Source organism: Nitrosomonas supralitoralis, assembly GCF_003011925.2.
Classification (GTDB): Bacteria; Pseudomonadota; Gammaproteobacteria; order Burkholderiales; family Nitrosomonadaceae; genus Nitrosomonas; species Nitrosomonas supralitoralis.
Genome location: NZ_PXXU01000068.1, coordinates 1 through 13,571 on the forward strand (window position 1 = coordinate 1; position 13,571 = coordinate 13,571).

General features: G+C 38.6%; 8 protein-coding genes. 5 read left to right on the forward strand and 3 right to left on the reverse strand.

Going from position 1 to position 13,571, the window contains the following annotated elements; all coding sequences use genetic code 11:
- Positions 1–245 precede the first annotated feature (245 nt).
- Positions 246–1,808 (reverse strand): sigma 54-interacting transcriptional regulator, encoded by a 1,563-nt coding sequence (locus tag C7H79_RS15110; RefSeq protein ID WP_106708124.1) that lies wholly within the window; start codon positions 1,806–1,808, stop codon positions 246–248.
- Between the two features lie 196 nt (positions 1,809–2,004).
- On the opposite strand from C7H79_RS15110, the gene C7H79_RS15115 reads away from it, so the two are divergent.
- A complete protein-coding gene (locus C7H79_RS15115) occupies positions 2,005–2,694 on the forward strand; it encodes an MEDS domain-containing protein (protein WP_172592465.1) in 690 nt (229 codons plus the stop codon).
- A gap of 687 nt (positions 2,695–3,381) precedes the next feature.
- Positions 3,382–3,705 (forward strand): BON domain-containing protein, encoded by a 324-nt coding sequence (locus C7H79_RS15125; RefSeq protein WP_106708126.1) that lies wholly within the window; start codon positions 3,382–3,384, stop codon positions 3,703–3,705.
- A gap of 860 nt (positions 3,706–4,565) precedes the next feature.
- Here the strand turns inward: C7H79_RS15125 and C7H79_RS15130 are convergent.
- Positions 4,566–7,412 carry a PAS domain S-box protein gene (locus tag C7H79_RS15130; RefSeq protein ID WP_106708127.1) on the reverse strand — a complete coding sequence of 949 codons (2,847 nt, stop codon included), beginning with the start codon at positions 7,410–7,412 and terminating at the stop codon, positions 4,566–4,568.
- Between the two features lie 912 nt (positions 7,413–8,324).
- Complete coding sequence (locus C7H79_RS15135; protein ID WP_106708128.1) at positions 8,325–9,077, reverse strand: Crp/Fnr family transcriptional regulator; 753 nt, start codon at positions 9,075–9,077, stop codon at positions 8,325–8,327.
- Between the two features lie 348 nt (positions 9,078–9,425).
- Here C7H79_RS15135 and C7H79_RS15140 point away from each other — a divergent pair, with 348 nt between their 5' ends.
- From C7H79_RS15140 to C7H79_RS15155, 3 genes are all read left to right on the forward strand, one after another.
- Positions 9,426–9,854 carry a hypothetical protein gene (locus C7H79_RS15140; RefSeq protein ID WP_106708129.1) on the forward strand — a complete coding sequence of 143 codons (429 nt, stop codon included), beginning with the start codon at positions 9,426–9,428 and terminating at the stop codon, positions 9,852–9,854.
- On the forward strand, positions 9,844–11,307 hold the full coding sequence (locus tag C7H79_RS15145) for an ATPase domain-containing protein (RefSeq protein ID WP_106708130.1): 1,464 nt from the start codon (positions 9,844–9,846) through the stop codon (positions 11,305–11,307). The genes C7H79_RS15140 and C7H79_RS15145 overlap by 11 nt, the downstream gene beginning before the upstream one ends.
- Before the next feature lie 1,472 nt (positions 11,308–12,779).
- A complete protein-coding gene (locus C7H79_RS15155; RefSeq protein WP_106708131.1) occupies positions 12,780–13,472 on the forward strand; it encodes an MEDS domain-containing protein in 693 nt (230 codons plus the stop codon).
- The last annotated feature ends 99 nt before the right edge of the window (positions 13,473–13,571 follow it).

A 13,571-nucleotide genomic window follows, 5' to 3' on the forward strand; every position in this document is an offset into this window, starting at 1 on the left:
CCAACGGTGATGACGATTAACCCCATGTGCGGCCAGAGCTAATTGTCATCAGCACAATTATGCAGCAACACTTATACAAATCTGCTGGCTGCTTGAACCCATGGACTCCATTCTTGACAGAGCATATGAGAAAGAATATGTCTTATTGACAATTAATCGATATTTGCATCATATAAATGGCATAATCTGCTCAACGCTATTTTTTCTAAAAAGGCCTGCATTTCTTTTGTAATTTAATCAAGCTCTTAATTGTGGCTACGAAAGTTAGCTAAATTTATGCCAAATTTTTTCACTTTTGCGTAAACAGCACGCGATGTGATTCCCATATTCTCTGAAACTTTTTTTATATTTCCATGATTCTGTTTCAAAGCTGTTTCGAGAAACGACTTCTCTATCTCGGCCATTTTATGCTTTTTTGAGCCTTTCCATTCCATGGCACTTTCGGTCTCAGATAGGAGCTCTAAATCTAGTTCAGTCAATTCGTTGCCGCTGGCAAATAGGATGCTGCGCTCAAGAATGTTTTCTAGCTCACGAACATTGCCAGGCCAGTGATACGAACAAATTTTCTGCATGACTTCACGGCTTACTGACTTAATTTCTTTATTATACTGACTGCTCACTCGTTGAATAATCAAATGGACAAGGTAAGGTAAATCTTCCGGTCGTTCTGTCAAAGAAGGGATGTTTAGGCGAACGACATTGATTCGGTAATACAAATCATTTCGAAATAAATCCCGCCTGACCAAATCTTCCAAATTCTGATTTGTGGCAGAGATGATTCTTACATCAACAGTCAACGTTTGTTTTCCGCCAACTCTTTCCAACTCTGCCTCTTGGATTACGCGAAGCAATCGAGTTTGCGCCGCTGGCGATAGTGTATCGATTTCGTCCAGAAACAAAGTGCCGTTTTCGGCTCGTTCGAAATAACCTTGCTGAACTTCTACAGCTCCAGTAAAAGCACCTTTCTCATGTCCAAATAAAGCGCTTTCAATCAAACTTTCCGGGATCGCACCGCAGTTAATGGTGATAAATGGTTTGTCGAAACGATCGCTCATTGCATGTATGGCACGAGCTATCAACTCTTTGCCTACCCCTGTTTGACCCTGAATTAACACTGTCGCTGTGGTAGGGGCAATAACATCGATTGATTGCAGTATTTTTTGCATCATCGGTGATTTTGCTATGATCGTAGGAGATACACGTTTTTTTGCTGTTCGGTTGCTTTGCTTGCGCCAAAGCTTTTGCAAACTTGACTCAATTCTCGACTGTAAATCCTTAAGATCATTTATTTCTTTGACAGAGGCTGTGTCCGTATATTCAATTCCAGCATGACCCTTTGCTGCTTGGTGATTGGTGTAAACACATACTTCACATTTGCCATCCTTACGGGCTATGCTTTTCTTAATTTCAACCTTGGCATAACCAAAGTTTCTCGCGGCGATGCCGCCAAACACACTGGAGGTCATTCTGCATAACTCTGGATTATTAATGACTTGCTCGCCAAAAGGGCAACTGGTGTTTGCGACAGTAATACAGTCCTTATTGCTGGAAACGAGCGAAAAATTGCCACCAATATTGTTTTTTAGGCCTAGTATAAGTTCGGTGTAACTTTCAATATCGAGTTCTGCAATTTTATGAGTATTATTTCGATAAGTTTCTTCAAAAAAGCAACCTGCAGTTCTAGCTATATGTTCTATCAATTCTTCGCAATGCTTTTGACCTTGTTGTTCGCTGGCATGCATCAATTCAAGAATAATGGTTTGCAAAAAAGATATTGGTGTCAACTCTGATAAAGGATTATTTTTCATGGACTCTATTCATAAGTGAAGCATAAGTTCATTAATTGAAGCATAATTTCATATTTATGACAACGTAATATCGTTAACTCATTATAATTAAAGGATATTATATTTATTATTATATGGCATGGTATTTGCTTATATTTATGGAGACTTGAAGTTATACACACTTCATATAACTAATATGCCTATAAAGGAAGAAAATATGTTTCATCATGGATTAGAAATACTTAGCACTCCTACTGAGGGGAGTCACATTGTTAAAGTCTGCCAGAACGCGGCAACTAAGGCAGAGGCTGTTGCTTATTTCATAGAAAAAGGCTTGTCCAATGAAGAAGCAGTTATCATTATTGCTAGATATGCATTGAGAAGAGATGTAAAAGTCATACTACAAGAGCGCGATTGGGATATTGATCTGTTAAAGACCGAAGGAAAAATTATATTTCTTGATGCAGAATTTCTTTTATCAAATTTACTTGTTAATAATGAGATTGATGCCAAAGCTTTCAAAGAGTTTGTTAGAATCCCTATTCATGCCACAAAAATAAAACATGGCAAAGTCCGTGCCTTTGGTGAGATGGTAGATATACTTTGGCAACAAAACCTGCAGGATAAAGCTATAGAGCTGGAAGGTTTGTGGAATGACTTGCTTCATTCGCATGAATTCTCATTGCTGTGTACATATTCGTTGGATAATCTTGATCCTGACAATTATGACCAAGCTTTAGATAGTATTTGCAGAGTCCATACGCATCATATTACTTCAAAAAAATACCATTTAATAGAGTCCGATGGAGGCGCGGAAATGTCAGATTTGTTTGGAGCAGCTTGGAAACGGGTCATGAAAAATATAACAGAGACAGTTCATCACTCCACACAAGTTGCATCAACTTAAAAAGCTCCGATATTCATCAATCTTTATAAGCTACATTTAAGCAGTGGATCTGTTTAAGCAATCTTCTTCAGAAATTATGTTCATATTCTAACGGAAAATGATAACCTAATTTAGAGCGAACACATTTTCAATTGTAAAAAGCAACATAGTCAATAATACAGAGATTTGCTACTTTCTTATTTTCGAATTTTTCGTAGGACAGTGGTTCGTATTTAAAGCTGCGAAAGAATCTTTTGTTGTCTAATTATCGTAACAACAGCCTTTATGGTTCATGCTTTGCTCCATTTTCATTGCCCTTAAGTACTGACGGTATCCATGGCTTGCATACTGGCTACCTCTATCGCAATGATGGAGTAATCCAAGTTCCGGTTTTTGCGGCGAAATGACATTTTTAAAGCGCTAGCACACAAGGATGGTCTCATGTGATCGGCAATGGCTCAACCGACAATTTACCGGGAAAACTTGACCACACTTGCCATATAAAACCCGCCTTGTGGCATCCAAAGGCAAGTAATGTGTGTCGTCCAGATTTGGTTTGTATCATCACCTCGTTAAAATATTCTAAATCTGCCTTGTAAGATGTTCGGTTTAATTAAATCATTACGGTTATTCATATGTTGGAAATCGTACAGACTAGAATTGATAGCACTTATATACTTATCATTTTAGTCCAATGAGGAGAATGATATGCATTTTCTGAAATTAGTTACCATTTTGTTTTTGATAAATATATTATTTATTCCTGCCATAGCTTCTGCGGAAGAAGTCAGTGTGGGTGAATTTGTTAAAGATTCAGCCATTACTACTCAAATCAAAGCCAAGATACTTACGTCAAAAGATATTGATTCTTTGCACATTAAAGTAGATACAGATAATGATGGAATTGTGGTATTAACTGGTGCGGTGAAATCAACAGCAGAAAAAGATAAGGTGCACAATATTGCACATTCGGTAGATGGTGTAAGGAAGGTTCTGAACAGATTAATAATTGATCCTGATCTATTTAGATAGGTTACTAAAGAGAGCCTGTCTTTGCGGTTCTGTCGTTGCGAAGTTTTCTCGTGAGCGATCAAATACGCTCTTTGGTACAACTTATCACTCATCGAAAAAACTTGCAGGAGAAACAGGCCACCTTTCTGTAACTGAGTGTAAACTGCTCTTGGCGAATCCTGTTCTTGAGTTCGATTGAAGCTCTAGCATTACGGCGCTAACCAGAATAATTTAACCCACCATCGATCTTAAATTTGTTTTATTACAGGTGAATCTTCACCGACAATATTATTCAGATTCTATGTTAGTTGCAGTTAAATGCTGGTCTCATTTTCAGTTATGTGCTTTATGATTATGTAACAAATAACTGTTGAAATTTGCAAACCCCTTCAATATTAATGGCTTATAGTGCTTATAAATTTATTGAGCGATCTGATTAATGAATGGAATGCTTATTAATCATCAATGGAAAATTTCAACAACTAATTGTTACATAGCCTGTTTATTCTGCCACGATGTCAGTCTCGTTTTGTCCATAGTAGTCTTTTGCGTCAGGCTGCGCTGATCAATTGTATTGCGAAGAATGAGCAGTTGTCCTGCAATTGCTGTTTGAGGAATCTCCAGTTTAACAGGCTGTTGAAAAACTATTGGATTGCGGGAAGAGTGTTAAAGACAGGTAAAATATGCTCATTTATTAAGCATAACAGTGCTTCTTCATCTATTCTGTCCTTGTATCAGCTGCATTGAATACTTTTTTCAAGGGTCTGTTAGTAAAAATTAATCTCTACGGTTTCCAATTCTTCGCTGCTTGCGGGGCACTTATCAGCAAGTCAAATCACATCATAAACCTTGCTCAATGCGACCCGTAGTGATTTCAACATTTAACGGTGAGATCTCCGGTTTTTTTGTATGTCCATCAAAATGTGTTCCAAGACCTCTATGTTCACCGGTTTCACTAAATGATGATCAAACCCCACTTCCTTTGAGCGTTGGAGATGTTCATTTTGTCCCCACCCCGTTTGAGCAATGAATATGGTTTCTTCAAGGCCCGGAAGTTTCTTCATCGTCATGCATATGTCATAACCATTCATTCCTCCAAGACCGATATCAAGCAAGACGAGGTCGGGATGAAAAGAATGCGCTATTTGAAGGGCATTACGTCCATCATTCGCTATTTCAACCTTATGACCAAGAGCTTCCATTACCAGTCCCATGCTATATGTAACATCCTCGTTATCATCGACGATAAGAATTTTCATATTATGGTAAGGTTGGTCATTGTAAGTATGCTCATGGTGTATATCATTCTGCAAATCTTTTGTAGACACATTTGCCGGCAAGCACACAGAAAATGCCGAGCCTTTCCCTATACCCTCGCTTGTGGCTTTTATTTTTCCACCGTGCAGTTCAACAAGACGCTTTACGAGGGTTAAACCAATGCCGAGACCGTCTTGAGAGTGTTCAAGAGAGCTTCTGCCTTGCGAAAACATATCAAAAATTTGGGTAAGCATAGGGACAGTTATGCCAATTCCTGTATCAGAAATATTAATCATCACGTTTTTATTGGCTTCCTCCGCTTTTATATTAATTTCACCGCCAATTTCAGTATATTTTGCGGCGTTATTTAGTAAATTGGAAAAAATCTGTGACAGACGCACGAGATCACCTTTGATATAAACAGGTTCTTGAGGAAGACTGATTGTTAACTTGTGTTTGCGTTCCTCGATCAGAGATTGGGTGGTTTCTACGGCATTATTTATGATCTCTTCAACAGAGTGTATGTCATTTAAAATTGTAATTTTACCGTACGTTATTCTTGAAACGTCCATTAAATCGTCTACTAGACGTACCAGTTGATCGACTTGCCGTGCAATTAAAGCATACGCTCTTTTTTCTGAATCCGTGCTGGATTTACCTGACTTTATTAAGAAAAGCGCATTGCGGATGGGTGTCAATGGATTTCGAAGTTCATGCGCAAGGATTGCTAAAAATTCATCTTTTTTCCGATTCGCTTCCTTTAAATCCTCAATTGCATTGCGTTCAGTTGTTATATCCACGCCAACGCCGGGGAATCGAACAGCTTGACCATTTTCATCAAGCTGCACGTGTCCTCTAGTGGAGACCCACCTTATAGACCCATCATTTTGTCTAATTCTGTATTCTTCTGTGTAACGTCCGCCTGAACGTAATTTCTTCTTTATAATTTTACGGACTCGTTCGATATCTTCTTCATGGATAGATTTAACGACTTGTTCTAATTTGACACCCGTTTTAGCTTCTTCGGATGTAAGTCCGAATAAAGTACCGAAGCGTTCATCCGCCGTAAAAATATCGTTTTTTATATCCCAATCCCATATTCCAAAACTGTGGGATGCTTCCAAAGCCAAACGCTGGCGCTCTTCAGATTTGAGAGCGGCTTCTTCCGCTTCTTTGCGTTCTGTTACATCACGAGTAGTGCCGGCAATGGCTTCAACCTCACCATTATCCCCTATAACGGGGACAAAAATATAATCATAGATTCGTCTCCCATGCGTCCCCGTAAAAGGGACGTCGCCGCGGATTGGTTTTTTCGTTTCGATAACTTTTTTGATTTCTCTTCCATGCATTTCTGCATGCCAAGGCTCATATCCCAATTCAAGGCAATTTTTACCAACTGCCTGTTCCCAAGTGAGGCCCCACATCTTTAACAGGGCTTCATTCGCATAAGTAAATCGACCTTGAAGATCAAAAATATATACGAGATCGGGGGTATTTGATAATGCAGTTTCATATAAACGGCGTTGTTTCTTGAGTTTTTCCGCAACGGCATTAACAGCCTCTTCCGCACGATTACGCGCTTGCATTTCTTTATATCTCTCAATGACAATAGCCGCTGTATGTGAAAGCATCTCGACGCTATATTTGTCAGATTCTCCTGGTGTACGGGATTCAGGGTAATACACCGCAAAAGTTCCAAGAACAGTGTGATTCTGTGCTGATAAAATAGGTATAGACCAACAGGCACGGAGCCCATTTTTCAAGGCTAATTCCTTAAACCTGGTCCATTTGGAATCGGTGGCGATATCCTCGACTATTACGGGTTCTTTCTTATAAGCAGCCGTTCCGCAAGAACCGATATTATCACCAATTTTAAGTCCGTCTATCGCCGAAATATATGTGCCGGGTAAGTGAGGCGCGGCACCGTGGTGAAGATGGTCTCCATCTTCATCCATAATTAAGATGGAAGCCGTTAACTTGTGGCCGGCCTGGTCTTCCACAGCCAGAATCAATACATTCAGTATGTTTTCAAGCGGTTCGCCCGACCGAGCCATTTCCAAAGCTCGGCTTTGACTGGTGGCAAGTATTTCCATTCTTTTACGCAGAGTATTTACCTGAAAAACTAGACTTATTCCCCCGTCTTGCAAAGGAGAAGCTTTTGTTATGAGCCATGTTTCATTAGGTTCATAAAATGCCTCAATAGTGTCCACCTCTCGTTTTTCCATGGCTTTTCTATAGCATTTCTCATAAATCCCTCCCATGCCATCAGGAAAGACCTCCAAAAAAGTCTTGTCAATAACGTCCTGACGTTTTTTTCGGAAGACCAGCTCAGCACGGCGATTTAAAAAGATCAGATGCCAGTTGGCATCTATGATGATGACTGCATCTGTAAGCGTCTCTAAAATGTCAGCATTGGATGTTGCTACGATATTTTGCGCTGTTGATTTAAGTGTATTACCTGGCGATTTCATTCGAAATAATGCTCATGATCCAAGGTTAACAAACTTTGTGAATTCGAATTTAAAGTGCAACTTTTGAGGTCTGCTTGGTGTTACTTATTGACAGTCCGAAGAATACCTTATGCAGGGTTATCTCCCATAGAGACTCATACTAGCGGTTGCAGATTAAAATTGCCACACTCTGGATTTACATTCGTTTAAAAATAATCATATAGGCTGACTTATATTTCAATGTTTGGACCTACCCGAATTATGTGAAAACCTAGATTTAGGTGTTTGAACCCTACCAATGTATTTCAGCGATAATCTGAACCACATTTTCCCTTTTTATCTTCCCTTGCTCCTTCTTTCCAACAGGGTAAGCTGCCTTGAATTACTTTATTATTGAAACAGCCGGAGGAATAATCATGAGCGCAGAAATAGCCGAGTATTTCTTAGTCGTGCTAGCCATATTTATGGTTTTGTCAGTTATTATCGGGCAGAGTATGCGTTAAATTTAATCAATATTCTCGAAACGTTCAACTAGAAACGGACAGAATCGGTGCTGTTTCATTAAACGCTAAAACGCATATTTCGAATGAGCTGAGATGCCATCCCCTTAAATTAAGAGGATTTATTCTGGCTGCGCATAAATTTGTTTTGCAAAAGGACGTCTGATTCTCTTCTTTCATTTGACCTTTACAAATTATGTGCATGAGTTCGATATCTGCCAATATATTCCTAGTTGAGTAAAAAGATTTTGAGCATAGGTCGTACGATACGTTTTACAAAATGGCGACGATGCTCGACGATAAAAAATGACGAAGCTCGATGTGCTTTTCTCGATCACAATTGATGCCAAAAGAGGCTATATGATAAAATGTAATCTAAATCCTCATAAGCATAGAAAATCCATTTAAGAATTGCACTTAACTGCTCTATTTTTTATCTACTCAATCCCGGAAAGTCAGTTTGATTATATGCAAATGATTGCATCTTGATTATTTCGTAGCACTCGCAGCTCATTCTTTCTAAACTTGATCTATCTTTTAATTCTATAAGACCATGAGAGTAATCTATAGCGTCAAATTGTTTTAATTTTCTTGCGGCCTCGGTGATACCTTCACTAGGAACCCCAAGTATTATTCCAATAGATTCATGAGTCAATGACATGTGATTAGTTGAATGTCGATCAAAATTCAAAAGTAGCCAGCGACTTAACTGCTGTTCTAAATTATGACGACGATTACACGCGGTAAGTTGTGAAATTTGTATAAACATCGAATAAGTATATTGTAATAATACCTTATGTAAATTGCCCACTCGCCTCCCTCCGGTACGCACTAATACATTTTGTAGTAAATTAATAGAAACCCGATACAAATTCCCTGATGTGAGGATCATCGCTCCTATCAGTCCTTCGCCTCCCAAAAAAGCTGAAATTCCTAACATCCCTTCTTTCCCAATCGTTGCAACTTCTACTGTCGCGCCATCTTCCATGTAGCAAAGTAGTGAGACAACTGCAGTGGTAGGGAAATAAACATATTGCGATTTAGTGGAATCAGCTTCAAATAATATTTCACCCTTAAACATTTCAACCATTTCCAGATGAGGCGCTAAATACTCATATTCGGACGAGGAGAGTGCTTGTATGATGTGATTTTCTTTTGAATTACAGTTGTCGGATATTTGCATCATAATTAGCCTCAATTAACAATATAGTTTATTAAAATGCATTTTCACGGTCATGATATTTGTATACTAATTTTTATTAAGTGCAATATCTCTGTTTATATATTCAAATGAAAAAATAAAGTGAAAATAGAAAGCCAATATCTATATTTTCTATCATTCAACTTGGGGCAAATTATAGTCGATTTAATTACTAAAATACAACCATTAAGCTATGTATATTCATGTCCATTCTTGCAAAAACAAACATCGTACTGCCGTCATATCTTTTAATAAGATTCCGTACAAATTTTATTTTTTACGATTTATTTTAATATTTGCTTGCGTTAAGAAAAATAGTGATAATTACAAGATATGCAAGCCGATTACCTACCTCGTCATAGATTTATTGAAGAACGCTTAAAGGGATGTGGCGATAATGACGTGGATTCTATTATTCTTTTATGGGAACTGATTGCCGAAGAGATTATTTCTATCATCGGTGAAGGTGGATTTAATTCACTTTATGAAAGAAGTGAATTCCTAACTCAGAAAACTTTCCCCTGGCTTGTAGTCACTAGCTCATCATCAAAGCAGGCCGATGAAAGATTTTCGCTTCTAAGATTATGCCGAGAAAAACAAACATCTGCTGAATGGTTTGAAGCAAACCTGAAATTACTACTCACGTTTACAGATATATTAGTCATGCTGATAGGTGAACAATTAACTATCAGAATACTCATCTCGGCTTGGGAAAATGATACTGAAGCCACTTATGGAGCGGGGTTTACCAATGAACACTAAGGTACTAATCAATCGTTTACCAACCGGAGTACCTGGTTTAGATGATATATTGGGGATGAGAGGCCTGCCGGAGTTATCTTTCAATCTCATTGGTGGCATACCTGGAAGCGGAAAAACTACCCTCGCCCACCAGATTATGTTTTCACTGGCGCAACCCGATCGACGAGCGATTTTTTTTACTGTACTTGGCGAACCGGCATTAAAAATGCTACGTTATCAGCAGCAATTTTCGTTTTTTGATATTAATAAAGTTAATCAATCAATCCGGTTTATAAACTTATCCAATGATCTGATAGATGGAAGCTTTGATCAAATTTTATTACGTATTACCGAAGAAGTGAAAGCCTTTACACCGAGTTTAATATTCGTCGACTCATTTCGTTCCATTGTGCAATCCGCAAAGTCAAAGGCGAGCGGAATGTCCGACTTACAATGGTTCGTGCAGCAATTGGGGATGAAAATGACTAGCTGGCAGGCAACCACATTTTTGGTAGGCGAGTATCAGCTGCAAGAAGCAGAATCTAACCCAATCTATACTTTGGCGGATGGCATTTTATGGTTAACCCAAAGTATATATCGAAATTCAGTGGTGCGTAAAATACAAGTAGTCAAAATTCGCGGACAAGCGCAGATAGAAGGGTTGCACACCTATCGCATTGGTAATAACGGCATTGAGATTTTTCCGCGTACAAGCGTGTCCGAAGGTTATGAATCCGCCTTACCCGCAACCACATGCTCACTTAAAAACAAACGAACTCCCCTGGGAGTTACTGATCTGGACGAAATGCTGGGAGGAGGCCTGCCATGCGGTTCATCAATCCTAATAGTAGGTCCCTCAGGTTCAGGAAAAACCGTATTGGCGATGGATTTTCTTGAGGAAGGCATACGAAGGGGAGAAACGGGAGTAGTTGCAGCATTTGAGGACAGTTCAAGAAAATTCATGAACAATAAATTTCATGCTTTTATTGAAAGTGGACGCATTCGGATGATCAACACGCGAAGCCTGGATATGTCAATTGATGAGACTCTACATGATTTAATACAAAAAATTAATGATATGAAGGCAAAAAGAGTCGTACTGGATTCCTTATCTGGATTTGAATTGGCGCTGGCTCCCGAATTTCGAGAAGATTTTCGAGGATCGCTCTACAGAATGATTGCTGAATTAACAAAGTCAGACATAAATATTCTGATGACCTCAGAATTTGATTACGCGGCTGTCGACTTGCTGTTGAGCCCATCCGGAAGTGCTTTTCACGCGGATGTAATTATTGTACAGCGCTATATAGAGATTGCTAGTCAATATCAACGTGCACTATCCGTTATAAAGGTACGTGGCAGCGCTCACAGCAATGATATTCGTTTGTATAATATAACAGACCAAGGCATCCAAATAGGAGATACATTGACCCCGTATAGAGAAATAATGTCAGGCCAGCCTATAAAACTATAACAGGCGAAGACTCCTGAACAAGAAACAGCTCGTGTCCATTTCATTTCTATAAAATCAATCTACTCTTACCCACAGAGCTGATCTATGACAGTAAACTCTTATCTACAACATTATTCAAACTCGAAAACAATATTAAGTAATCTATCATTAACACCACTGTTCCATTAACGAGCAAGTACTGCAACCCGATACTATTATCATTGGTAATATATTATATAATTAAGCATAACTTGCTAGGTCAACTTAGCGAATCAGGCCTCATAAGAAATAATTATCTTTCTCAAAACCGCCTTCATGGCGGTCTTTTTTACTCCAACTTCATGACAAACCGCAGCTGTTCAATATCTGTTTTCAATTAATACAAATATTACACCGACCTTATCAAGAAAACAGTTTTTAATTTCGTTTAATAAATATTATGAAACAATCACTTCCCCAGCAATCCTAACTTCCCTCGCCGCTTATAACAACTATGCGAATATCTCGCGGTAAGTATTTCTCACTCAGGATTAATGGACCAGCTCTCAACAGCCGCCTCGCAGATAGGCTCAACCTCGTATTTTTACGTGTATCGATTGATAAAAGACCCCTGACATTTTGATCGCTGATCGGAATTCCGCTTTAACAAAAATAGGCAGATACTTGTTACGTACTATTTCATTTACCCGCTTCAGCTCCGATGTTGACAGTTCTCTTTTGATACCTAGTTGGTTTCTGATTGGCGCACTCAAGTTTTCAATATCTTTGGCGTGCAATCTATCTTAGGTACTATCAACACCATCTCGCCACCCCTAGCTGGAAATCAAAATTGCATTGACGTTCGTACTATAGTCGTACGGTGACGTACAGATCCAATGTATTTCCCTGTGTAAATTAAACCGTAAAGCTTGAAGCCAATACTGAATATGACAACGATTTGATGGCAAATTGGTAGGTGTAAAAACTCGGAAATTAAGAGAATCAATGACAAACTCGGCATATGCAGGTTAGTGGTAGCTTTGGGCAAAACTACTGGTTCGTGGTTCATGACCATAAAAGACTTAGAAATGCGCCGGGCTTTGATAAAGATAACTGGCCCAATATGGCTGATCAAACATGGGCACAGAATATTCGGTCTTATTATAAGAATTGAATTGAATAATAAAGATCGCTTATGACTAGTTGTTGCATTATGGGGTTTCTCTCCTTTGCAATATAAATAAAAAGCCTTCTGAGAAGGCTTTTTATTTATATTGTGGGATGATTAAACTAAGGTATCAATACGATTATCTACTTGACGAAAATCGTTCCATAATATATTTTCTGATAAACTTATGGCATTATTTGTTATCAAAAATGAATATATTCAAACAAATATTTAATGAGATATTTTTGAATGTAGAGTCTGAAGGTTTAAGAGCATCGATTCCATGAACAGAAAAAATTCTTCATATTCTTGAGAAAAACTTATTACGGATATATTGAGAGGAGGTATGAAAAAATATTCCGGATTAGAGATTTTAACTGACCCTGCTGCAGGTAATCACATTGTTAAAGTGTGTCACGATGCCGCTACGCGTGCGGAAGCTGTAACATATTACATAGAGAAGGGATTATCCAACGAAGAAGCGGTTATAGTTATCGCCAGACCTGAACTTAGAAAGGCGGTGATTGCCTTGATGGAGATGCAGGGTTTAAATGTGCCACTTCTAAAAGAACAGGGGAAATTAAAGTTTTTTGATGCAGAATTTCTCTTATCAAATTTATTGGTGAAGGATGAGGTGGACCTGAACGCCTTTCAGAAATTTATTGGAGTTCCAATACAAACTGCAAAAAGAAAATACGGTAAAGTTCGGGCTTTTGGTGAAATGGTAGATGTGCTTTGGAAAACAGGACGAAACGATACAGCCTTGCAACTTGAAGACTTGTGGAACCAACTACTACAATCGCATCAATTTTCGTTGCTACACACTTATTCAGTAGAAAATCTTGATCCAAACAATTACGAAGAATCTTTGGAACTTATTTGCAGATGCCATACCCACCATATTTCAGCACAAAAACACGATCCCAGTGATTTCACAATCGGCGAAGCAATGTCAGATATTTTTGGGATTGCGTGGAATCGTGTAATGAAAAAAATAATAACCCAGAAGAATTCAATACAAATGCCTCCGGTTGCTTAAGCATAAGCAGCCTTAGGGTGCTTCTTCCAGCGACAAGACTCTTCTTTTGCTATGTGATAACATTCGCATGCAGCATTCTCAAGTCTATCTCTATCCTTC